The sequence below is a fragment of the Sinomicrobium endophyticum genome (assembly GCF_052983315.1).
This window is the reverse complement of sequence record NZ_JBRKIS010000028.1, coordinates 13746-39340: the sequence shown is the minus strand read 5'-3', so window position 1 is coordinate 39340 and position 25595 is coordinate 13746. Positions and strand designations below refer to the sequence as shown.

Annotated in this window: 15 protein-coding genes and 1 pseudogene; 3 read left to right on the top strand and 13 right to left on the bottom strand. The window is 45.0% G+C overall.

From position 1 onward, the window contains the following. Positions 1-2: 2 nt before the first annotated feature. Entirely contained in the window at positions 3-1559 is a 1557-nt protein-coding gene (locus ACVBDU_RS11490) for a vitamin K epoxide reductase family protein (RefSeq protein ID WP_447179897.1), read from the bottom strand. An 845-nt stretch (positions 1560-2404) separates the two neighbouring features. On the opposite strand from ACVBDU_RS11490, the gene ACVBDU_RS11485 reads away from it, so the two are divergent. Together ACVBDU_RS11485 and ACVBDU_RS11480 are read left to right on the top strand one after the other, a co-directional pair. After that, entirely contained in the window at positions 2405-2851 is a 447-nt protein-coding gene (locus tag ACVBDU_RS11485; RefSeq protein ID WP_447179896.1) for a protein-disulfide reductase DsbD domain-containing protein, read from the top strand. A 14-nt stretch (positions 2852-2865) separates the two neighbouring features. Beyond that, a complete protein-coding gene (locus ACVBDU_RS11480; RefSeq protein WP_447179895.1) occupies positions 2866-4854 on the top strand; it encodes a protein-disulfide reductase DsbD family protein in 1989 nt (662 codons plus the stop codon). A 271-nt stretch (positions 4855-5125) separates the two neighbouring features. Here the strand turns inward: ACVBDU_RS11480 and ACVBDU_RS11475 are convergent, their stop codons facing one another. After that, the gene (locus ACVBDU_RS11475) at positions 5126-5389 is read right to left on the bottom strand and encodes a hypothetical protein (RefSeq protein ID WP_447179894.1); all 264 of its coding nucleotides are present in this window, start codon (positions 5387-5389) and stop codon (positions 5126-5128) included. Between the two features lie 138 nt (positions 5390-5527). Between ACVBDU_RS11475 and ACVBDU_RS11470 the strand changes: the two genes are divergently transcribed. After that, complete coding sequence (locus ACVBDU_RS11470) at positions 5528-6022, top strand: GNAT family N-acetyltransferase (protein ID WP_447179931.1); 495 nt, start codon at positions 5528-5530, stop codon at positions 6020-6022. 212 nt (positions 6023-6234) lie between these two features. Here the strand turns inward: ACVBDU_RS11470 and ACVBDU_RS11465 are convergent, their stop codons facing one another. The 11 genes and pseudogenes from ACVBDU_RS11465 to ACVBDU_RS11415 all read right to left on the bottom strand — a co-directional run bounded on the left by ACVBDU_RS11465 (position 6235) and on the right by ACVBDU_RS11415 (position 25344). Further along, on the bottom strand, positions 6235-7575 hold the full coding sequence (locus ACVBDU_RS11465) for a Gfo/Idh/MocA family protein (RefSeq protein ID WP_447179893.1): 1341 nt from the start codon (positions 7573-7575) through the stop codon (positions 6235-6237). 8 nt (positions 7576-7583) lie between these two features. Further along, positions 7584-8261: pseudogene (locus tag ACVBDU_RS11460) on the bottom strand (3-keto-disaccharide hydrolase); the annotation flags it as partial. Positions 8262-8393: 132 nt separating this feature from the next. Then, entirely contained in the window at positions 8394-9908 is a 1515-nt protein-coding gene (locus ACVBDU_RS11455) for a sulfatase (protein ID WP_447179892.1), read from the bottom strand. A 14-nt stretch (positions 9909-9922) separates the two neighbouring features. Further along, positions 9923-11581 carry a RagB/SusD family nutrient uptake outer membrane protein gene (locus ACVBDU_RS11450; protein WP_447179891.1) on the bottom strand — a complete coding sequence of 553 codons (1659 nt, stop codon included), beginning with the start codon at positions 11579-11581 and terminating at the stop codon, positions 9923-9925. 11 nt (positions 11582-11592) lie between these two features. Next, entirely contained in the window at positions 11593-14679 is a 3087-nt protein-coding gene (locus tag ACVBDU_RS11445) for a SusC/RagA family TonB-linked outer membrane protein (RefSeq protein WP_447179890.1), read from the bottom strand. A 337-nt stretch (positions 14680-15016) separates the two neighbouring features. After that, positions 15017-16519, bottom strand: coding sequence for a family 43 glycosylhydrolase (locus ACVBDU_RS11440; RefSeq protein WP_447179889.1), 1503 nt, complete (start codon positions 16517-16519; stop codon positions 15017-15019). 4 nt (positions 16520-16523) lie between these two features. Further along, a complete protein-coding gene (locus tag ACVBDU_RS11435) occupies positions 16524-17642 on the bottom strand; it encodes a glycoside hydrolase family 88/105 protein (RefSeq protein ID WP_447179888.1) in 1119 nt (372 codons plus the stop codon). A 32-nt stretch (positions 17643-17674) separates the two neighbouring features. Next, on the bottom strand, positions 17675-18823 hold the full coding sequence (locus ACVBDU_RS11430) for a DUF4998 domain-containing protein (RefSeq protein WP_447179887.1): 1149 nt from the start codon (positions 18821-18823) through the stop codon (positions 17675-17677). A 50-nt stretch (positions 18824-18873) separates the two neighbouring features. Continuing rightward, positions 18874-20073 (bottom strand): DUF5000 domain-containing lipoprotein, encoded by a 1200-nt coding sequence (locus ACVBDU_RS11425; protein WP_447179886.1) that lies wholly within the window; start codon positions 20071-20073, stop codon positions 18874-18876. A 43-nt stretch (positions 20074-20116) separates the two neighbouring features. Continuing rightward, positions 20117-22051, bottom strand: coding sequence for a RagB/SusD family nutrient uptake outer membrane protein (locus ACVBDU_RS11420; RefSeq protein ID WP_447179885.1), 1935 nt, complete (start codon positions 22049-22051; stop codon positions 20117-20119). A gap of 47 nt (positions 22052-22098) precedes the next feature. Further along, entirely contained in the window at positions 22099-25344 is a 3246-nt protein-coding gene (locus tag ACVBDU_RS11415) for a SusC/RagA family TonB-linked outer membrane protein (protein WP_447179884.1), read from the bottom strand. Positions 25345-25595: the final 251 nt, after the last annotated feature.

Below are 25595 nucleotides of genomic sequence, written 5' to 3'. Positions count from 1 at the left end.
TTTTACCGCCCCAGAACCTCCTGCAGGTCTGCCACATTATATTCTTTGGGCAATTCGTAGCCATTAATGAAAATAGTTGGTGTATGGGTTATTTTTTCTGCCTTACACCAATCACTCATTTGTCTTATCCTATCCCATTGTTGCTCAAGCTCTCCATTCATGGGGTATTGGCGGGCAAAAGCTTCATAATCCTTTTGTTCGGCAGTGTACCATCTATCGAGGGAAGTTGTTACCACTTCTATATCCCCTTTACTCTCAATGGCCAGAAAATGGCTCACTGGTTTAGCCTTTCGATCGTTGTTATCTGCCCGGGCCGTAAAAATAATTTGCAGGTCTATGCTTCCCTCCTTATATAATTTGTCCAGCACAGGGTGTGCTTTTGCACAGGGGCCACAATAGGGATTACAGACCTTGATAATTTGATATTTGGGAGCACTATTTTTTAAAAGTATGCCCAGGTTATCGGTATCATTGGTAATCTTCCTGGATTTTGACAACAGGCTTTGCAATACGACTTGGTTGTTTTTTATTTTTTTGAGACTTCTCTTATAGAAATTAATTTCCTTGTCTCTTTCTAAAAACGGTTTTAAAAATTTCCAACCCAATAGGGAAGTGCTAAAAAACACCAAAAAAACAGATACATCCCTCAATGATATATTGTTAGCGTAAAACTCCCCAAAGAGCGCAACACCTATTTCCACAGCGAGTATACCGCTTATCATAAGACAAAATTTACACCATTTTTTCAGGACAAAGGCCTGGGCATACACCGAGAAAAGAATCACAGGAGCAGTCATAAAACTCAAAATACTTAAAACCCCTAGGGAAGATGAAGACCACGCAGTAATCAACATCAGCATTAATGATGCGAAAAAATAGGCAAAAGCCATTATGTTCAGATCTATATCAGTACCCAAAATTTTAGAATACCGGGAATTCATCACCACATCACAACTGATTTTTGTACCACCCGAGCAGAGATGCTGCAATGTAGGGTTGTATTTATCTATCCCGTACCACAGCAGTATTACAGATACCGACACTCCCAGGAGTTTCAGCAACACATACACGCCGGGCACGACAATTTGAAAAGTATTATGGTCAGGCATAATGCCATCCGCGACAAACCAACTAATTAAGGCAATAGAGAAAAGAACAAACAACAGGTTTTTAATCCTTTTTTCCTTTAACTTGTCCTCTATACCAGGCTCTTGGGTGGTCTCACTGGTCTGCACAGCTAAACATACCCCGGTCCACCCAGTTAAAAAACGGTCATACCAATCCTTTCGGAGCTTATTATTTTCATCATAATATGTGATCTCCTTTTCATCTATACTTTCTACAACATAAAACTGGTGAGATCCTTGCTGTGTAATCTGCACCACACAAGGCTTGGGTAATGCTTCAAGCCGCTTGCCATTGGTTTTTAATGCAAGGTGCTCTATATCATACTTATCAAGAGTATCTGATACGGATAATAAACTCGGATAATCGGAATGTGAAAGAATACTGTCCTCCACATATTTTGAAGTATAATTTACTTTTAAAAGTTGTAACAATCTTTTTGTTATCTGAATACAATTATCCATAACACATTAAACATAAGGTTTACACATTTATAAGAAAAAGGGCGGTAAAATTATTGTATAGCCATCTCTAACACACAAATCAATTATGCATAGTATTAATACAAAAATTTATCTGTATTCATTGGTTTTTTCTTCTAATCACTACACCATAAAATAAAAATACTCGTGGGAAATTTTAACAACTTTTATGAGGTATATCAAATGATTAGAGACAATATTAGATATATTTTACCTAAAAATTCAATACAAAATATCTCATTATATCAACAAAACGTATCATTTTTTTATCATTTAAATGAAAAATAAAGGTTTTGGGATGATGTGACGAAAATTGAAACGATTTGAATATATAGTGAAAAATGGAAGTCCCAGAGCAAACCTTATCAGGATGGAATGCTACAATCAATTTATCCTCAAATTTACTTTTTTTACGCAAAAACTTCTTTTTATGTATTAAGATGCAAATCTAGGGTTTTAGAATTTATACCATTGGTGATAACTATAAAATTACTCTAATCTTAATAGAATAGAAATTCGTGTATTTATCCTATTTATAATGATAATATACCTACTTATGCATGTTGAATATATGTATATAAAGCAAGTAAAAACCTTATTTAATTCATCAGTAATGCATACTTTCGTAGAGGTTGTTTAACACCTATCCCTATGGGATTTTCCATATTTCTCTATGTATATCTTTTGAAAATTTCCATCCATATGTTTTTCAATTCCCTTATCTTGCATGCTATTATTACGCTAGGGATGGATAATACCCTGTCCTTATTGGTCATCTTCTTAAAAAATCATAAAACATGAAGAATATTGTAGCAGTGTTAATATTGGTATCCAGTTTAAATACGTTTTCACAAATTCTTGAACCTGTACAATGGTCTACTTCGGTCCATAAAAATTCGGATACCGAATACGAATTGATTGCGACAGCCTCTATCGAAAATGGTTGGCATTTATATTCACAAGAGGTTCCGGAAGACGGTCCTATACCTACAAGGTTTTCATTTAAAGGGAGCAATAACTACCTTAAAAAGGGCAATACCAGTGAAGCAGCAGGACATACAGTACATGATCCTGTTTTTGAAATGCAGATAACCTATTTTGAAACAAAAGCCGTATTTAAGCAAAAAATTAAGGTCATGTCGAATAAGCCTTTTAATGTAAAAGGAAATGTGGAATTTATGGTTTGTGATGATATCAGGTGCTTGCCCCCTACAATACAGGAATTAACGTTTATGATTCCGTAAAAAACATTAAGAAAATGAAGAAGCTTCATATAGCCTTGGTCCTCCTGATAGTTTCATTTTCGGGGCATGCTCAAATCTTTGAGCCTGTTACATGGTCCACTTCCATCGAAAAAATTTCGGACACGGAGTACAATCTGATTTCGACAGCCACTATTGACCAGGGCTGGCATTTATATTCACAGACTGTTCCTGCGAACGGACCGATACCTACAACCTTTATTTACGACGATAGTGAGGGTCATTTTACTATTATAGGTAATACCCTGGAAGAAGAAGGACATAAGATCAATGACCCTGTTTTTGAAATGGAAATTAAATTCTTTGAGAACAAGGCCACATTCGAACAGCGAGTTAATCTTGAAAAAGAAATATCCATCATTAATGGGTTGGTAGAATTTATGGTATGTGATGAAGCCCATTGCTTACCACCCACCGAAGTGGAATTAGTTTTTGATTTAACAACAGGTCAAAATGCTACGGAATCTCTGGTAGATCAACCTTCAAAGGCTGCATCTGCATCCCGAATCGGCAAAGATATTAAGACTCAGGTGGATACTAAGGAAACCAGAAGAGGTTTGTGGTCTATTTTCCTTTTAGCTTTTCTGTCTGGTTTTGCCGCTTTATTAACACCATGTGTCTTTCCGATGATCCCTATGACGGTTAGTTTTTTTACCAAACAGAGTAAAAACCGGGCTTCAGGAATTAAAAATGCCATTTTTTATGGTATATCCATTGTTGTAATCTATGTATTTCTGGGATCATTAGTGACCGCCGTCTTCGGAGCAGATTCTTTAAATGCGTTATCTACCAATGTTTGGTTTAACGTCATCTTTTTTTTATTGTTGGTGATATTTGCAGCCTCTTTTCTAGGGGCCTTTGAGATCGTACTGCCGTATTCCTGGATTAATAAGGTAGACAGTAAGGCTAATAAGGGAGGGATCATAGGAATATTATTCATGGCCCTGGCTCTGGCCGTTGTTTCCTTTTCCTGTACAGGTCCCATTGTCGGAACCTTATTGGTGGAGGCGGCCAGTAAAGGAGGAGTGGCACCGATTATAGGGATGCTGGGTTTTTCATTGGCCTTAGCGTTGCCATTCATGCTGTTTGCCATGTTCCCTGGATGGCTAAATTCCCTGCCACGATCGGGAGGATGGCTCAATTCGGTAAAAGTGGTTTTAGGATTTCTGGAATTGGCCCTGGCATTTAAGTTCCTGTCGAATGCGGACCTGGTTTTACAATTGCATTGGTTGGAGCGTGAGATATTTATAGCCATCTGGATTGCCATTTTTAGTGTATTGTCATTCTACTTATTCGGGAAGATCAACCTGCCTCATGATACACCTCTAAAACACATTTCAGTAGGTCGTTTAGGATTAGGGCTGTTGGTTTTCTCGTTTACCATCTATCTGATCCCTGGTCTTTGGGGAGCACCCTTAAAACTCATCAGCGGTTTCCCGCCACCGATGCATTACAGTGAATCCCCCTATGGAGTGGGTAACACTAAAAGTGGAGGAATCGGGGCTTCCCATGCTGGTTTACCTGACGGGGCACACTACGGACCTCACGATGTTGTAGCCTTCCTGGATTATGAGAAAGGAATGGCTTATGCCCGGAATGTAAATAAACCCGTGATGATCGATTTTACCGGTCACGCCTGCGTGAATTGCAGAAAAATGGAAGAGCGCGTATGGAGCGAAGATGAAATATTAAACATCCTGAACAACGAAATCGTGCTTATTTCCCTGTATGTTGACGACAAACGCAAATTACCTAAAAATGAGCAGTACGTATCTGAGACCACTGGAAAACAAATTAAAACCATTGGAAATAAATGGAGTGATTTTCAGATCACCAAGTATAAAGCTAATGCGCAACCGTATTATGTCCTGGTGGATCATCAGGGAAAAAGCCTAAACAATCCTGTAGGATATACCCCGGAGATCGACGAATATGAAGCCTGGTTTAAAGAAGGGATTAACAATTTTGCTAAAAACAAACCATAGAGGGAGGCTTCCCGCATATATAGTTTTCCGAGGTATCCCTATACTATATAAATAAGGGAGGTCAGTGTTGGTTAAACACTATCTCATGGTATAATTCTCATACTGTCTAAGATTTTGTTTTCTTGACTGTTAGTTTAGATTTTAGTATCATCAATAACATTGCTTTTCATTACCATTTCTTAGAGGAGATTTTCCATAAAAGAAGTAAAAAAAGGGGAATTGCTCGCTTTTCCTTACCTACACCTGGATTTTCTTGGATTACTTCAGGATTTCAGTTTCCAGTACATCCAGTACCCCCGGAGACTTCACTGAGGAGGTAGTTGGTAAAGTTGGTGACGGTTTCCGGTTTGGAGATCCTGAAGATTTCCTCTACGGTATTGTAGGCTCCTTTACCTTTCAGTACCATCTGGTAGGGATATTCTTCCTTGTCCTCATCGGAGAACGGCGCGCTGTACTTCTGGGATACGTCGGTCATTTTAAGGAGCACCTTTTGTAGTTGCTCCTTTTTGGCGTCCAGTTTGGAATAGTATTCCATTAACTGGAATCTTTTTAGGATACATGCCTCGAGGCTTGCCTCGTGAAAAATTACTATTTTGTGACATCAAGTCACAAAATAGTAAATATATCCATAGGAGTTATAATGTAAGCGTATTGTTGTATCATTTTGTAAGTAGTGCAAAATAGGGAAGGTTCCAAAAATTATACAAAACTTTATTATGATTCAATAGCAAAACCATTATACGATCGAAGCCTTTTAGCTGAATATCCACTTGGATACGCCCTGGAGCCTCCTACGAAATACAAAAAGCAATGGTATGACATACTTGAACCGGAGGGAGTAAAACGATACCAATGGCTCTATGAGGCAGGAGATATTCCATTAGATCCGGAGCAGCGTAAAAAAAGTATGCTGCCTGATTATATGGGAGTCTTGCCGGAAGTACAGGGGCAGGGGTATGGAAGCCTTCTTTCCAAATGGACATTAAATCATTTTGAAGAACGAGGTTTTGATATTCCTTTTCTTTTGGCAAGTACCCGGCGATCCTCTAAGCTTTACGCCCCCATACTTGGTTTTCAGGTTCATAAGGAGGTCTATGCACAGGAAAGTGATGTTATTCCGGCAGGGGTGTTTATGAAACGAAACCGTTCGTTACTACGAGACTTTTGAGATTAACCTTTATCAGGATTAGTAATGAACAACAGAGTTTCCAACCAGGAAACTCTGTTGTTTTTTTATATTGTGAAATAATTTAGGCTGTAAATTATCAGTGTCTGCTTAAAGCATATCCCAAAAGGATTTGATCTTTAAATGTCTGGTCCCAAATAATCGATATATATTATTCGGGACCAGACAAATGAAGCTATTGCAGCAGGATTTTTTTAAAGCTTTACTTCCCATCCGGGGGCATAGGTTCTCCTCCATAATCGCATGGCTTCGGGGTCGTTAATTCTCCCGGTTTTTTCATTGATGGAAAACCCTTTTCCCACGCGATAGGCAATATTGGTATAATGCACCATAGCCATACTTATACTCGCATCGTCAATCGGCGCCGTTAATTTATCTTTTCCGCGTATAGTGTTAAAGAAGTTGATCATATGAGCAGTGGTCAAAGCACCTCCTCCGCCCAAAGCAGTCCCTGCTTCGTCGCTATTGCTGTCAAAGCTGTCCACTAATTTACCCGTACGGTCGAATAACTTATAGGTTGTTCTGTCCATAAATACCGAGCCTTCACTTCCGTAAATAATAGTACCTCTGCCGGCTCCGTACGTATCATAGCCGTTCCGGCTTTTTCCGTCCCATTGAATAATCTTATTATCTTTGAATTTGAAGGTGGCCAGCATGGTGTCGTACATTTCCCAGCCGTCATTCACAAACTGCCTTTTTTCTCCTTCGGTTTCGGCATAATTAGGATAGTCTACCCCGAGGGCCCAACGGGCTACATCCAGCTCGTGTGTTGCATTGTTACCGGCCTCTGCCGTACCATAATTCCACCCGTACCAGTGCCAGTTGTAATCCCATGTATTATCCGTATAATCCCGTCGGGTTGCAGGGCCTTGCCATAAATCCCAATCCAGCCCTTCAGGCACCGGAGCTGTTTTTTGTATGGGCACTTCCCCCCGGGCGTTGGTATAAAATGCCACAGCCTTGTATGGCGTGCCTATAATCCCGTTGCGGATGTCTGTAATGATTTTGCCGGTATGCCGGGAAGACCTTTGCTGATTTCCCATTTGTACTACTTTGTCATACTTTTTTGCCGCCTGGACCAGGATTTCGTTTTCATTCATATTATGGCTGCAGGGCTTTTCTACGTATACGTGCTTGCCTGCTTTCATGGCCATAACCGAACCAGGGGTATGCCAGTGGTCCGGGGTGGCGTTGACTAACAAGTCCACTTTTTTATCATCCAGGACTTTCCGGATGTCATTTTCCAGCCCGGGCTGGTAATCCAGGTGTTCCGAAACATTTTTTAATGCCTTTTCCCGCTGGCTTTTCATCACATCGCACAGGTAAAGCAAACGCACGTTAGACTCTTTTCTGGCAATAGGCTCATAATATGCCCCGACCCTTCTGCCCAATCCGGCTATGGCTACATTCAGCCTGTCGTTGGCCCCGATAATTCTTCGATAACTGGCTGCAGACATGCCCATAAGCGGGTTACTCATAGCCACAGCAGCACTGCCCAGTAATGTTTTGGATATAAAACTTCTTCTTGATGTCATGTTTATTGTCAATTTAAAGGTTTGATTTTTATATTTTTGAAATATACTTTGTTACCGTGATCCTGCAATAATATCTGCCCTCTTTCCAGCTCTCCGAAGTCGGACCATATTTTATACTTGCTTTCCGAAACCAGTTTCCTGAATTCTTTGCTGCCCCTCTCGTATTCCAGTACTTTAACCCCGTTCAACCAGTGTTCCACATGCCGGTCTTTTGAAATAATATGGGCAGTATTCCATTCTCCGATAGGGTGAACGGGTTTGTCCTGGTCTGCTTTGATCAGATCGTATAAGGAAGCTATGGTCCTGCTCCCTTTGTGATTGCCCAGTTTAGCATCGGGATGGTTGTCATCGTCCAGAATCTGGTATTCCAGTCCTATGGCGGAACCTTTTCCTTTGTTCAGATCGGCATCTACATAATATTTAATGCCGCTATTAGCGCCTTTAGTGATCTTGAAATCGACTTTCAACTCAAAATCCCCATAGTTTTTCAGGGTCACAATATCCCCTCCGGCGGCAGATTCTTTCCCGTCCGAAGCCAGGACAATAAGAGTGCCGTCTTCTATTTTCCATCCCTTTTCGGGGAACTTGTCCTTTTTGGCTCCCCGCCAGCCTTCAGTGGTTTTCCCGTCCCAGAGCAGCTCCCAGCCATTTTCTTTTTCCGCCCCGGTAAGTTGGTTTTTGGTCTGGGAAACGGAGGTATCGTTTTTCATGTTGCGGTTCTGAAGGGCATCATTCTTTTTTTTATCTGCACAGCCCACAATGGCTAACAATGCAAAACACAATGCGGGGATTAAATTGATTCTGTTTGAAAATTTCATTTAATTTTGATTTAAATATAGCCCTGTATTTCCTTTTTCTAAAATTTTATCTAATTTTTTAATAATATCAGGGTGATTTGATGCTATATTGTAATTTTCGTCAGCGTCTTTTTTATGATCATATAACTCTATTACCGGCTTCTCGTCCCTGTAGTATTTTGTATACCGGTAACGCGGCACCCTTACTGTAATCCCCTTATTAAAATAGCCATAGGATGTCTCCTGCCACTTACCGGTATTACCCCGGATAAGGGCGGTCATACTCCTTCCGGAAGTTTCATATGGCATTTTAATATTACACAGATCCATTAATGTGGGATAGATATCTGTGGTGCTTACTATTTTATCAATTTCCTTGTTTTGATTTTTAATAGCGGGAGCCTTTATGATCAAAGGACTCTTCAGTGCTTTTTCAAATAAGGTATGTTTTCCCCATATTCCGTGGTCTCCCAATTGCCACCCGTGATCACCCCAAAGTATTACGATAGTATTTTTGTCCAGACCCCGGCTTTCCAGCTTATGGAGCAATTTACCAATTTGCGCATCTGTGTAACTCACAGCGGCATAATATGCGTGCCTGATCTTTTGTGCATATTCCGGGGATGCAGGTTTTTGCGGTGTAGGTTTTTCTTCACCCAGGAGATACCTGTTAAACTCTGTGTTGTCATGCAGGCTTGCCAGGTTAACGTTGTCCGGGATCATAGGAGACGGTGTGGGCGGAATTTTATCCCTGTTATACATATCCCAATATTTTTTAGGAGCGTTAAACGGTAAATGCGGTTTAAAAAAGCCCACGGCCAGGAAGAAGGGTTTTCCTCTTTCCGCAAGGGAGTCCAATTGCTCCAGGGCCAGTTTTGCCGAAAGGCCATCCGGATAGCCCTCGTCCGGAACATCTGCCATTTCATAGGGTTTCACCTGTTTTTTCATGGTAATCCTGCTACTACCATTGGCATAAGCAAAGAAGGCATCCCAACCATCACCCCATTTGCCCGGATCAAACAAATTTCTGTCCCAACTGTAAGGGAGTTCGGGTTTTGCTCCTTCCGGGTTTTTGGCATAACCGTATAAACCGTCGATATAATGGCTTATCTTGCCAATACCAACGGTAAAATATCCGTTACGCCTCAATTGATGTATAAAGGTTTCCGGGGCCTCTTTTTCAGGTTCTCCGGAAATATATATCCTTATCGCTTCATTACTCAGGTGGTCTTCTGTTTTGGGAACCATACCCGTGAGCATGGAACACCTGGATGCACCACAAGTGGGGACCTGTACATAATGTTTTTTAAAAACGCTTCCCTGTGATGCGAGTTTGTCTATATTGGGCGTTTTTATGGCCTCATTGCCATAACATCCCAGGTCGGTACGAAGATCATCTACAAAGATAAACAAGACATTAGGAGGCGGATTCGCGCCGGACTGAAAGGCGAGTGTCTTTATGCAAAGCAGAAATGTCGGCAGTAATGTCCATATTAATCTGTTTCTCCTGATCATGTTGTCATTTTTATAGTTCATTTTATGGGAAATTATTAATTATATCCCGGATTTTGTTCTAATTCCGCGTCGATGTTCCTTTCTATCTCTTCTGCAGGGATGGGCCACAGATTATATTTCGGTAAGATTTCATCGGCATAATAGGGGTTGTGCATTTTTACCCTGTCGTACAAAAGACCTAATCGCATCAGTGTAAGTCTTCTTTTTTCTTCCACACCGAGTTCGCGCATTCTTTCGTCCAGGATATAATCTATGTCCACATTTCCGGGAGATACCGGATTGGCATTTGCCCTGGACCGTACCTCGTTGATATCTTCGGCGGCGTTGGTGGTATTGCCGAGATCCAGGTAAGCTTCGGCACGTAGCAAATAGGTTTCGGCCAGTCTGAACATGTATTGATCGGTATAGGTAGCTCCTGCAGAGTTGTTCAGCAGGTAGGTGTCCTTGTCCGCATACAATCCGTCCGGGTGGTTAAAAGGTGTTGTGGCCTTGGACTGATATGCATAAAAAGGTCTGCTCGGAACTACAAGTCCTTCCGGTGGATTCTGGGTGGAAATGGTATCACCATACAAAGGGGAATTGGGATTGGTCACCAAAAACTCCCTGATAAAGTTATATTCGGAATTACGCATGTCGTTGTCGAAATCACTTTCCCAGATATCATCGCTAAAGTATTTAGTAGAGATACCCCAGCCTATACCTCTTCCTCCGGTAAGTCCGCTGACCGGCCAGATAAATAAATTAACACCATTAACCTTAGTGTCGCGTAGAAAAGGGACATGGTGTCTTTCGAGGGCAAAGGAACCGTTTTTTCCGCCCGATACGGAACCTCCTCCGATGACATCGGTTTCAAATTGGATAACCCATATTCCTTCGGTATTACCGGAGGCCCTGTTCTGGTTATTCTTTCGGAACAGGTCCCAGTACACGTCACCCGGCTCGCCGGAACGCGACCCGAAACGGTTTTTCATCAATCCCGTAGCCGCGTCGTCGATAACAACCGTTGCGGCATCTACTGCGTCCTGCGGACGCCCTGCGGCAAGGTACACCTCCGCGAGCAAGTGTTGTGCTGCAAGATCGCTCAGTTTCCCGTCTTTAACATCGTTAATGGGCGGAAGGTTTTCCGCCGCATAATGCAGATCTTCGATAACCTGGTTGAGGACTTCTTCCTTTGAGGCCCTGACGAAATCGGTACGGGGTGTGGAAATCTCTTCCAGGACAAGCGGAACTCCGCCAAAAAGATAGACGAGGGTACGGTAGGCGCAGGCACGGAAAAAATGTGCCTGCGCCATCACATCAATATATTCTTCTTCTGTGAGGTCTGCATCGGGGGCACGACTGATAACGAGATTGGATTCTACGACCATCGTATAGAGGTTATCCCAGTGTGTAGCTGGAATACCGGAAGTAGGGTCATAGGCAGCGATCATATTGGAATGGCGATTGGTACTCTGTTCCCCGTCGAAAATGATGTCGGTACCATACAGGAAATCGAAAGGCCTCGATTCGTCCCGGTTAAAAAACACCCGTCTTGTAAACCAGTACAGGTTATTTATGGTAGCATTCAGGCCATCATAATTCCGATAAGCATTGGTAGAGCTTAGAAAATCAAGTGGTTTTTCGTCCAGGAAATCTTTCTGACACGAGCCGAAAGTCAAAAGTACGAAGAGGGTATATAATGTTATTTTTTTCATGTCTCTTGAATTTAAAATGTGATGTTAAGTCCGAGGGAATAACTTTTGAGTACGGGTCTTCCCTCTATACTCAGTCTGCGGTCTCTTTCTTCGTTGGGTTCGGGATCCCAGCCTTTCCAATTGGTCCAGGTAGCCAGGTTTTTGCCGCTGACGAATATTTGCAGTTCGTCCATCCCCAGTTTTTCTATGACATTTTTGTCGAACTGGTAGCTGAGGCTGACATCCTGGAGCCTGACAAAACTGCGGGACCGGAAGACCTGGGGGTTAATGGTAGGAGAACTCCTGAAGACGGGACTGTCCCCCCCGGGATTGGCCGGAGACCAATAGTCAATATCGTTAAGCCAGTTATACCTCACGGCATTACCATTGACAAAAATGGAATTGGTGCTGGAATCCATATACCCGTTTTTACCTCCCTGAATAGAGTTGATAAAAACCCGAAGACTCAATCCTTTGTATTTAAAGGTATTCAGGACGCTAAACCTGTAAGCAGGTTCTGTTCTTCCGAGGATAACGCGGTCATCTGCAGGGGTAATTGTTCCATCGCCATTCTGATCTATGATACGACGGGTTCCGGGAAAATAACCATCGGGAATCTCATCGCCTATTTGGTATAGTCCGTCGGTTTCATATCCGTAAATGGCACCCAGGGATTTACCGATGAAGAGATTACTCGAAATAAGATCATCTTCGATGCCGTCACCGTCTGCATCACGCCCGATCAGTTCTTTGATCTTATTGGAATTGGTGGAAAAGTTAAAGGTAGAATGCCAGTTGAAGCTGTCACTTTTGATATTGTGTGTAGAAAGGGTCAGTTCAAACCCATGGTTTTCAATTTTTCCGATATTTGTACTGATGGTTTCGAATCCGGTGATATCCGGAATAGCGACATCAAACAAAAGATCGTTGGTGATGGAATGATAGAATTCCGCTGTTCCTTGTATTCTGCTGTTCAGAATAGCGAAGTCAACCCCTATGTTCACCCCGGCTGTTTTCTCCCATCTCAGGTTGTTGTTTGCCAGGGAATTGAGTTGTTGCCCGAATTCGGTAGAACCGCCATCACCAAACACGTAGGCAGGGCGGAGCAGGACCCTTGCGAGCGATTTATACCTGTCGGTCTGGTTCCCACTGATACCGTAGCCTATTCTTAGTTTCAGGTTGTCTACCCAGTCTTCGTTAAAGAAAGATTCGTTGTCAATATTCCAGGCTACGGCCACGGAAGGAAAGTAACTGAATTTATTGTTTTCGGAAAAGCCTGAGAAACCATCCCGTCGTATGGTTCCTGTAATCAGATAACGCTCATCGAATTTATAGTTGACCCGGGCCATCTGATAACTTAGGGCCTCACTCCAAGCTTCGGAATTGGTAAACTGGTTTGCCCCCTGGTCCAGACCGTTAAACCCGAGATCCATACGGGAAAAGCCTGTGGCACGAGCTGTTGTTTTTTCAAATTTACGTTCAATGGCACCATAGACAAATGTGGCATCAAAGTTGTGTTTTCCGAATGTCTTTTTGTAGTTGATAATATTGTCCAGAGTATAATCGTAGTAGAAATCCTGGTTTTTATAAGCTTCACCGATAAATCCTGCAGCGTATTCACTTGCCCTGTAATACCTGTTGATCCGGTAATTGTTACCGAAATTTACTCGATACGAAAGTCCTTCGAGAAAGGGAAACTGAATTTCTGAAAAGAAATTGGCAAAGAAGTAATCATGTCTTTCCATATCGTCGATATCCGATGCAAGGAAGGGGTTCAGATCCAGTGAATTGAAAGGACTTGGAACCAGGTTTCCTTGATCATCATAAGGTGATAACAAGGGAGAGGACCGTATGAGATCGCTCATTTTGGGTTCTGCACCGTCTTTTTTAACAAAGGATGCAAAGGATTGTACCCCTACTTTCCACCAGTCGGTAGCTTGTGTGTTGAGGTTGATCCGTGCTCCCTTACGCTGGAATTTATCACCGATAATAAAACCTTCCTGATCGGTATGTTCCAGGGATATGAGATAACTGGTCTTTTCCGATCCGCCGGTGACACTTATTCTTTGTTCATTGATAAAACCGGTATTGGTCCCGGCATCCCACCAGTCAAAATTGGTGTCGACCAGCCTGCCCTCATTGTCGAGCATGGTAGGGTCTATATAATCGGCATAGTTGAAAGCGGGATTGGGTTGTGTAAAATCCGGACCGAGGTAAGCATCCTCATAATATAAGGTTTTCAACCTGTCCAGGTAATCTTGTCTTTTAAGTGGCCTGAGGTTGGTGGTAGGTTCCATGGTGGTATAGGAGGCCGATATGGTGATTCTCGGGTTCCGGTTCCTGCCCCCGTCTTTGGTGGTAATCAAAATGACACCGTTGGTAGCCTGGGCCCCGTAAACTGCCGTTGAGCTGGCATCTTTAAGCACATCTATCGATGAGATATCATTGGGATTTATGGATTCCAAAGAGCCGTTGTACTGTATTCCGTCAAGGATGATAAGTACTTCGCTTTTACCGTTTATGGTAGATCTCCCACGAATGGAGATCGAAGGAGTAGATCCGGCACTGTTGACCTGGCCTACGTTTAGTCCGGGAACATTTCCCTGCAAAAGTTGTCCCATATTGGTTACGGGGGCCTCCCTGAAATCTTCCAGGTTAGCCCTCGAAACCGCACCGGTAAGGTCTTTTTTCTTCTGTGTTCCGTAACCGATAACCACCACTTCGTCCAGTTTACCCATATCTTCTTCCATAGTGACGGACAGTGGCTGGTTATCGGTGACTTCTTTCTCTACCGTAGCAAAGCCTACGTAGCTAAATACAAGTACAGTAGGCACTTTGCTAACAGTGAGACTGAAATTACCGTCAAAATCTGTGGACGTACCGTTACGGGCATTTTTTTCCAGGACATTAACCCCGATCAGCGGAATCCCGTCCTGGTCTAAAATCGTTCCGGTTATCGTCACTTCTTGCTGGAGTCCGGTGTTTGCAGGCGGACTCTTTGCGTCCGGATCTTTACCGAGCACCTGGTTTGCAATAAGGCAGAATAGTGTTACCAGGATCCCGTTCTTAGGCACCTCTTTAAGCCATCGCAAAAAATCACCATCTTTTTCTTTTTTCATGTCATTTTTACGTTTAAATAATTATTGGTTCTATTTAGAGCATGTTTAAAAAGAATTCAATTGGCTAAAAAAATGCCCTTTTTGTTGCCGACGCGCCACCTGGCCCCTCCACTAAAAACAGCCACTGGTTGTTTTCTTAACGTTCGGTCCTGTCTTTTTCTCGCCCCATAGCTCTACGGCTATGCTCCCGATAATCATCGGGATCAAAAAAGCCTTCATATGGAACAAAAATCATTATTTCCTGCCTGCCGGCAGGCAGGTTCGCTACAATCAATCCTTTTTAAACATGCTCTTACTACGGTGGTCAGGTTGGTTATAAATTCAGAAATTCTCAATATTAAGGGGCCATTCGGAAGGTCCCTACTTCCGCAAGTCCCGGTTGTGGCTGACTGTCGTATCCTTCCCGGGGCACGATCTTGAAATACCGGAACTGCTTTTGCTGCGGTAAATCCAGGTACTGATCCATAAGGTTAATATTGTTTAATTCGAAGAATCCGAGGCTTTCCCAGTTTTCGTTGTCATTGCCGACCAGGATTTCCAGTTCCTTCACTTTCCGGTCACCGTTTTTCTGTGCAATGATAAAGCCGTCTACCGTAGAAACTTCTCCCATGTCTACAGTGATCCAGTGATCGGGATAGTTGGTAGGGTCAGAAGAATACCGGGTGATCCAATACGTGGAAGCTTCATCATCGATCAGGCGGATGGCCAGCCGGCTGTTGTTCACTTCTTCGGAACTAAATCCGGCGATAGACCAGTTGTCTTTGAGGTGTCTGTACCGCAATACCTCGCCGGATGGTCTGCTTATCGGTGTGTTTATAGGTACGGGATCTCCGAAATAGGGTGTACCATCGGTATTCCAGGTGAAACGCTGAATACGTGGATTCCTGCCGCCGCCTCCGGCCTGGCTCCGGGCGTGGTAGATGATCCAGTCTTCCGTGCCGTCAGGAGATGTGAAGAAACCGTTGTGTCCCGGACCGTAGGCATTGCTCTCCGCTTTCATGGATAAAACAGGCTCGGGGGTCTTCGTCCAGTCTGCCGGATTCATGGGATCGCCGTTTTCGCTGAGTGTCAGCAGTCCCAGGCAGTAGGTATCTACCCAATAACCGCTACCGGAATACACGATAAACACCTGCCCGTTGGGGTTGATGAGTACCTGCGGACCTTCGTTAATCGGGTTTCCGTTCTTTTCCCAGTTGTAGGTAGGGGAGGAAATGACGACTTTGTCACCGGATATGGTCCAGGGGTCGCTCATTTCCGCGATGTATATCTCCTGTGGCGGCGCCCCGGCATTACCTCCGGACCACAGCATGTAGAGCTGACCGTTGCGTTCCAGGACCGTACCGTCAATAGCCCATTGATCTGTCGCATCGGCAACTTTTCCTTTCATCACCCAGTTACCCTCTACCGGGCTTGCCGATGTATTTTCGAGGACGTACATCCGGTGATTGGCGTTTTGCCCGTTGTCCGCAGCGAAGTAAAAATACCATTTGCCATCAATCTCATGGAGTTCAGGTGCCCACAGGTTTTTGGAATAAGGTGTCCCGGAAGGGGGCGTCCAGACTTCGTACCGGGTGGATGATGCGAGTTCCGACATGTTTTCGGTCTCAAGGATCACGAGTTTACTACCCTGGGTATAGGTGTAATAATACTTACCGTTTTTCTGAACAACCCAGGGATCTGGTCCCCCCGGTAATACAGGATTGGTAAATGTACTGTCTGCTTCTAATCCGGTAAGGTCCACCGGAGTCTCCGGCTCTTCGGACCATCCCGGTAACTTGTCACATGCATTAAACAGGAATGCACTACTGAGTACACATGCATAAAAGATTGATCGTTTCATGTTATTATTGATTTAAGGTTAAATTATTTTCCAGCAGGGCAGTGACACACCACAGGTAAGGCGCCTGGCCGTGATAATCACCTGTTCGGCGCGGACGGTCATAGTAGTACTGCTTGTCATTTTTTTTATTGGTACCGACGCAAACTTCAGATACTGCACCTTGTGTATTGACATAAGGTACCAGGGCCATCCATGCTTTCCGGGCTGCAGGGGCATAAGTTCCGGTATCCAGCCACCCCTGTTTGACCCCTGTTATGAAGGCGTATGCAAACATGGCCGATCCTGAGGTCTCTGCCCAGTAATCAGGCTCATCGATAAGTTGGTTCCACATGCCTTCGGGAGTCTGGAAATCCTTTAGGCTTTTCATCATTTTCCGGTATCCTTCCATAATTCGCGGACGGTCTTTGTGGTCTTCGGGAAGGTAGCGGAGCAATTCCGTAACCCCTGCTGCCATCCAGCCATTGCCCCGCGCCCAGTAGTAAGGGACATCTGGAGCATGGTAGAAAAGCCCGTTAGGACGTTGAAGTTTGTCGAGATACATAACCATTTCCTGAGCTGCACGATCGATGTACTTCTTATCGCCCGTTACTTTATAGGCATTGGTCTGTACAATAGTAATCATATACATATCGTCAATCCACAGGCGTGTTTGCCAGGTGTATCCTTTTTCGGCCCAGGCTATTTCTTCGGGTTTTGCATCTTCGGGAACTTCCCATTGTGTATCTGCATAGGGGGTTCCGAGTTCCTTGTAGCGATTGTCTTCGGTGATCCGGTAAAGTGTTAAAGGCAGACTGCCAAACATATTCAGGTCTACATGATTTTTGATGGGTAGCAATGCTTTCTCTGTGGTAAACAAGGGTTCGAACCTGTTCTGCATGAATTTGATAAGTAACTTATCGTTTGTCAGTTCGGCAAAACGCAGTGTTCCGCCCCAGTAAAATGTTTCCGGGTAACTGATCCATTTTCCGGCATGCAGTGCGTGTTTGGCATACACAAACCTGTAGGCAATGAGCTTTCCCACTTCTTCGGGAGCGTATCCTTCCGGAAAGTCATTCAACATGCCTTTCTGGGCAGGTGAAAACTGAAAGGAGAAGAATAGTAATATCAATGCTTTTCTATACATAAATCATTTTTTAGGCGGTTATTTCGAAAGTGTTAATAATAATAAGCTCCTGCTTCTGCCAGTCCCGGTTGTTGCTGCGAATCGTGGCCGACCGTGGGTACGATCTTAAAGTAGCGGAATGTCTTTCGCGCTTCCAGGTCCAGGTATTGGTATTCCCTGTTGATATCGGCTAACCCGAATAATCCCAGGTTTTCCCAGGATTCGTTATCGTTGCTGATATGGATTTCCATTTCCCGGATCTTGCGGTCGCCGTTTTTCTGGGCAAAGAAGAAACCATCGATGTCCCGAACCTCTCCCATATCGACGGTAAGCCAGTGATCGGGATAGGTTGGGATGGGGCCGCTGTCGCCGGACCAGTTGGCGATCCAGAAGGTTCCGACATCGCCATCAAGTACCTTGACTGCTAAGCGATCTCCTCTTGTCTCCTCGGCGCTAACCCCTGCAATAGACCAGTCTTCCCTGGAGTAAAGTGTTCGTTCGGGGGCGATATAATCTACCGGATCGATGGTCCTGACTTCCGCATAAAACGTATCGATAGCCATACTTTCCGGCTTAAAAAGTGTTTGGAAACTGAATGCAGAACCCGATTCGAACTGCGGAAGAATGGTCTGGTTCAGCATCTCCGTGAATACATCTTCGGAATTTCCCTCACTTGTCCGATAGGTGACAACAGTACCCACCAGGGTGGTGTCAACCGATTCGGGAAACCAGTTAATCACCAGGTCTTCCCCGTCTTTTCTGATATTATCGATGATCCGGTTATTGAGGGTGGCACTGTATTGTTCACCATATACCCGGCCGAATATCTCGGCACGAACGGATTGGTTTTCCTCGTTGTCCAGGGTACGGATATCAAAGGTGTAGATACCTTCTGGAATCTCCGGAATGGTTACCTGTTTATAACCGGCAATATCTTCAGGAGTAATATCGGTTTCGAAACTACTGTCTGTTCCCCAGGATACCTTTATTTTTACTACCCTGGCATCCGTACTGATCAATGATCGGATGGCAGCCCTGTTATGGCCCGGCATAAATTGTATAGAATCGACCCTTCCCGGATATACCTTTTCGGCATTCTCCAGGTATTCGCTGTAATGATGATCGATAGGTGTGCACCGGGCTATCAATAAGATGATGAGTCCCGGTAAAACCATTTTTATAATTATATTGTGGAATTTCATTTTTGTATCGATTAATGTTTTGATAAAAAACACTTTACATACTGTTCAGATTAGTTTACAGTACCGAAAAATGTAAGTTCACCGAGGGCGACATCAGAGTTACCGCCCCAGGTATCCAGTGTTTTCCAGCGCCAGTAGCGGTAGGGTTCTTCCTGGATTTCGACATCAAATTCTTCTCCCGCACGGGCGTAAGCGATGTCGTCTGCCGTATACTCGCCGGGAGGGGATCCTGAGGGTTTTACGGAAGTATAGGTACCTACCAACCTCCAGGACTCCCAGCTACCGTCTGGATTCGGGGCATTGGAACCCCACAGTTCAAAAACTTTGGGATGGTTAAAGCGGTATTCATGGTCTAACCTCGAGTACATTAAAAAACGGCTCAGAGTGGCAGCGACCCCCATATCGAAGGTGAAATGTTGCGGAATTCCCGTACCGGGTGCGGTGTGGAAAATGGTGCTGGAAACCCAGTCATTTCCATCCCACAAGACTGGAGTGGAGTGAAAGCCCCGGTGTGGCTCATAGGTATCGGTAGGTAAATTATAGGCTCTGAACAAGGATTTATCCATCATCTCTTCGAAAATGGGCAGAAACACTCCGGATAAGGTGTCGGAATGATTATTCCACCGGTCCGTAACAAAAATCCCGAATTCCCGTTCTTCTGCCGGAAAGCCACGCACATTGAAAGTTCCGGCCGGGAGCCTGGTATAAAAATCCTTGGCCGATGCCCATTTATCCAGGCTGTCTTTGGCCAGGACATGAAGAACAAGGGGTGCTTCCGTTTCATTTTCGAAACGTAATTGTATACCTCCGAAAGTGGCGGCGAGATTTCCTTCTTTGGCTAGTGTTTCCAGCGTTTTCAAGTATGGAGGAGTCAGCGTGATGATAGGAACAGAGGTAGGAGCCGATTCGATTTCACCTACACCTACGGCAACCAGGTCCACTTTATAATCTCCGGCAGTAGCAAAACCATCGACAGTGATCGTATTTTTGTAAATAGATGCCCTGTTTTCGCGTACACTCCCGTCTCCCAGGGCATATACGGCTTTTACGTAACGAAGGTCCTGGCTGTTGGGAAGTTCATAGGTGATGATAGCGCCCCCGGCAATGCTTTGCACTTCATAGGAGGTGATGGAACCGGGCTTTTCTCCTTTTCTCGAAGGGGAAGGTTCAAGGTCGTCCTGGCAACCCGAAAGCAGGAGACATATACAGCTCCAGCCTGCCAGGAATTTTAGTTTTTGTATGTAGTTCATAACGGTGTTTTATGGTGTTAAATAATCCGTACATTAAATGTTATTACCATAGAGGAGCCTGTAACAGCTTGTCGTTCCTTCGCAGCTCGTTAATGCTGATGGGCCAGAAATAATCCCGTAAGGAAAAGGTTCTGGAGTACAAGACCACACGGCGGTAATACGTTTGTGGTGTAGATTGCAGGAGATCCCACCCGTAAATCGGGGTGTTCAGTTCTGTTTGCGCCGTTTTCCATCGTCTCAGATCCCAGAAACGCTGTGATTCGAAGGCGAGTTCGATGGTGCGTTCCCGGCGGATGATCTCCCGTAAGCCTTCCTGACTGTCGGGTTTATTCGGATATATGGAGTAATCGGACCACGATTCCCTCACGCCCCGGAGTCCGCTTCGTTCCCGGATGGCATCGAGATACCGGAAAACCTCTTCGGACGGACCGTTTACTTCATTAAGAGCTTCGGCGCACAACAGGTAGAGGTTACCGAGACGCATTATGGTGAACGGGTAGGCATAGACAGTAAAGCTGCCCTGATCGCCGATAACATTGTAATAACTAACCAGCTTTTTAGGGGTATAACCTGTACCGGAATACTGGGTAGGGGAGTTGGTAGCCGCAGTGTTTCCTCCGGGGCGGGAATTGATGGAATAAGCGAGCAGGTCATCAGTGTGGTTACTCATATAATAGCGTCCGCCGTCAAAAGAAAGCGAACCATAAAACCGGTCTTCCCGGTCGAAGTGTAGTCCCACGGTGGTATAGCCCGGGATAAGATCGTATTGATAAGGAGATTCACCCAAAGGCACTTCACGAAGTTCAAAACGTCCTTCGTAATCCCAGGTATAGTCCTCCTCGATGGGCACCCCGTTTTTGGTATAGAATTTCATGGCCATATTCAGTGTAGGTGCCATGTAACCGCCTGTAGCATTGTTGCTTATGCGTTCTGGATCGACACTCCGTGGCATAAATCCCTTGGCTTGCTGGTCCTGCATGGCTGAACTGCGATTGTTCACCCAGATGGACTCCGAATTGTTCTGGCGCTCCGTAATAGCCTGCCGTATACTCATCTGGTTGATGGTACTTTGCTGGGGTTGTGTTATCATGTTGGAAGGAGGAACCCACTTATACAGTGATTTTCCCGCACCTTCGGCAGCCTGAATGGCCTCGAGGCAGGCATCGGCGGCGAGCCTCCATTTCCCGGGATCGGGGGAGGGGTTGAATAATGGCTGCCCTTCGGAATTCACATAGCCGGCATAGTCGGAATTCCCGTTAAACAAGGGGCTTGCGGCAGTAACGAGGATATCCGCCTTCATCGCTTTGGCCACAACCTGTGTTACCCGCCCCGTTTCGGTTACGGGTTGCATGACATCTTCCATAAGATCGGGTATGGCTTCATCTATGGTGTTTACGATGTAGGCAAAGACCTCGTCTAAGGGTTGCCGTTCATAAAATACATTGTCGGGATCTTCGTATGTAGGGATGTTTTCATCTACAATAGGGATGGGGCCGTATATACGCAGCAGGTAATAGTGAAAATAAGCCTTCAGGAAACGGACCTCGGCTGCCCATCGGTCTTTTTCGCGTTCGTCCATATCCTGTACACCATAGATGTTTTCCAGGAAGATGTTACATTCGCGGATCCCCCGCCACAATTCCATTCCTTTGTTATTACCGTCCCAGTAGTTGAGCAGGGGGCTATTGGTGTTTTGCCCGCTCATGGCGATATACCAGTTAGGGAAATCGTTCTGGTTGAAGTTTCCCGTGGAATTCAACCACATTTCGTCACCTGCCAGTAGTGCAGGATTTTCACCGAGGTTATTTCCGCGGGGAATCCAGCTGTAGCAGGTGAATAAAAAGCGCTCTGCCATGGACCGCATGGAAAATGCCTGGTCGAGTTCGGCTATATTGTCGGGAACGATATCCATGTATTTGTCGCACCCCGGAAATACCAGGACCCCGGCCAATAGTAGTATGTTTATAATCCTTTTCACTTTAAATGGTTTTGTTTTCATAATTTGTTTATAGACATCCGGTTAGTTTAGAGAGACATGAGTATTCCAAGATTGAAAACCCGCTGTATAGGGTAGCGTAATCCGGCACCACCCATCTCGGGATCCCATAGCTTAAATGCGCTGATGTTGAACAGATTGGTTCCGCTTATATAGATTCTGAACCTGTCGATCTTGTACCTTTGGGTAAAATCCCGGTTCAGGGTATAAGCGATTTCTGCCTGTTTTAACCGGAGGAACGCGGCATTGCGCATCCAGTGAGTACTGGTCTGGGTGTTGTTTTCGAGAGGGGTCTGGCTGAGCCGTGGCCAAAGGGCATAAATGTCACGGTTATCTTCGGACCAATGGCTGTTTGCCCAGGCCTGTAGTACGGCGTTTGGTGCACTCGTACTTCCGAAAGGAGCAGAACCGCTGTTGTTTATATCTCCTGTTGTGGGGTTGATAAAGAGAGAGGTCCGTGCCGCGCCTGTAAAGAAGAAGGAGAATTCCATGTTTTTGAACCCGGAGGTCAATCCGAAACCGTAATTGATTTCCGGTACGGTGGGATAACCGATAGGGACAATATCATTGGAATTTATAACGCCGTCCCCGTTAACATCCAGGTACTTGATGTCTCCTCCCATAACGTTGCCTGCAAAAGACTGTTCGGGACTGTTAAATACTTCATGATCATCAATAAACAAACGTTCTGCGATATATCCACGGCGCTGGTTGACATTGAGACCGATGAGACTCAGGTAATCATGGTCGTAGGTGGGTTCTTCGTAATAGACATATTCTCCCTTGGAAAACGTAAAGGTTCCCCGCCCCTGGAGCCACAGGTTCTCATTGATACTGTGATTGTACACCAGTTCTCCGTCAAAACCGTAACTCTTGTATTTACCGATATTGGCGAGTACCTCTGCCGAGAGCCCCATGGTGGAAGGAAGTGCCGCACGTTCCTGAACGATATCTTTTCGTACCTGCCTGAAGAAATCCCCGGTGAAGGTCAGTTTCCCGTTAAAGAACCCGAGGTCGATACCCAGGTTGGTTTGCCGGGATACTTCCCAGCGTACATAAGGGTTGGCATAACGACCGATAGAGACACCGTTCCTTTCATAGTTTTCACCGGTTCCGGGAGAGATGCCGAAATTGAACCGCCTGTCGTTATCGCTTAAATTTACCTGGGACAGGTAAAAGAAACGGGTATTACTGATATTATCATTACCTACCAGTCCGTGGGTTAACCGCAGCCGTGCCGTACTGATCAGGGGATTTAACTTCTTCATAAATAGTTCATTATGAATGGTCCATGCCACACCTGCCGAAGGGAAGAATCCCCAACGGTGATTTTTGGCAAACACCTCGGAGCCGTTGTATCCGAAGGTGAATTTTGCATGATACCTGTCGTCAAAAGCATATGTGAAATTCCCGGAGAAACTGGCATTCCGGTAGGGCAGCGTGCTTATTACCGATCCTTCCGAATCGCGATCCCGGGGAAGGTCTATCCGGTTTCTGAGGGTATTGATCAGCATCCCGCTAACCTTGTGTTTCTCATGGAACGTGCGGTTGTAGTTTATAGCGTTTTCCATATAGAAAATGGATTCCTGTCCTCTTCCGTTATCACTATAATCCAAGTATTCCGTACCGTTGAGAGGGTTGAGGTTCAGAAATGAATAAATCCCGGTGGAGGGATCGATCGATCCCGGCATATAATAGAAGGGATTGTATTGTCTCCGGTATTCCATATACGCACTGCGCGAAGCATTGACCAATCCGCGGTAGCTGAATCCTTCGACCCATGGAGAAAGATCCTGCCGGAGTTCTACCTGTACCTGCATGTTGCTCTGGGACCACTCGGAATATCCCCTTACAATCTCGGCATAAGGGTTCAGGTAAAGGTTCCCGCTTCCATCATCAAAATTCCCGAATAAGGGGTGACTGATATATGCTTGTTGCGGCCCGGGCCGGTAAACCGGCTGAAACAGCCCCGGGTTGGCACGCAATGCGTTCCGGAACGATGAACTTCCGCCCTGGGGAGGACCGCTGTAGTTCCGGAAATTGGCAATGGCACGTACCATAAGCTGAGTGGTTTCGGTAACATTCACGTTGATATTACTCCGCAGGTTGTATACTTTAAAGTCTACGTTGTTATTAAAGTTATTGATGGGATTAACCCGGATAAGCCCGTTATCCTGCGTGAGGTTTCCGCTCACAAGGTAGCTGGCGACATCCCCGCCTCCCGAGACACTGATATTGTAGTTTTGTGTATGGGTGCTGGGTTTGGTTACTTCATTGAGCCAGTCTACTGCCGGATAACGGATAGGATCGGCTCCGGCTGCCGTCATAGCGATCTTTTCATCGGAATAAAGGGTTTGAGCGAGCGGGTCCCGGGTAAGAATGGCTTCGTTATGCATCTTCATAAAAGTTACCGGGTCTGCTATTTCCGGGGTTCTGGTGGGCATGGATATTCGCTGTTCTGCCCGGAAAGTGATACGGGGACGCCCTTTTTTACCCAGTTTGGTAGTGACCAGGATAACCCCGTTAGCACCCCGGGAACCGTAAACAGCAGATGCGGTGGCGTCCCTAAGGATCGAAAAGCTGGCGATGTCATCTACAGGAATTCGCGCCATGTCATCGGCAGATACCTCCATGTTATCTACCAGGATCAGGGGTTTCTGGTTTACCCCGAAGGTACCTACACCACGAATAAAAAAGTCGGCATTGTCCAGACCGGGTTCACCGCTACGCTGAAAAGAGATAACACCGGCAACCCGTCCTTGTATGGCCCCGGTGAGATTGCTCATGGGCATACGAAGCTCTTCGGCGGTGATGGAGGTAACCGAACCGATAAGGTCGTTTTTACGTTGCTTGTTCCCGAAAGCGGTGACCACGACTTCATCGAGCTTATCCGTATTTTCTTTCAACGTAATGAATAGCGATTGATCATTGGTAATTTTCTTTTCTACCGATGTAAAACCGACATAACTGAATACTAATGTAACCGGCAGTTGATTTACTCTCAGGCTGAAGTTTCCGTCAAAATCGGTGGTCGTACCGTTACGCACTCCTTTTTCCAGGACATTAACTCCTATGAGGGGGAGCCCTTCGGCATCCACAACCGTTCCGGTGATGATTTCGTTTTGTGGACGGTGAGATTTTATAGTTTTGTTCCCGGTCCCCGGATCTTTACTATAAGTATAATTTACAATCATACAGAACAGTATGAGAAGTACTGTATTTTTGGGTAAATCTTTGTATAATGACAAAAGATTACCCTTTGGTGTTTTTTTCATGTAGTTTTCATTTAATGTTACTGGTCTTCCATACAATGAGGTTGCAAAGCGGTTACTTCGCTATCGTACGGATGCATACTTTTGCCATCGTGATTGTACCAGGAGGGCGGATTCCGGGATTTCCGGCTGCCCGGTAGGTATTATCGGCAGGGTTGGTTTTTGTGTGTGACGTAACTATCTGATTATCATGTAAATTGCAGATGTTTGGTGTGTTTCGAGTTTTATAAAGGTTGGATACGTATGTGTTGAAC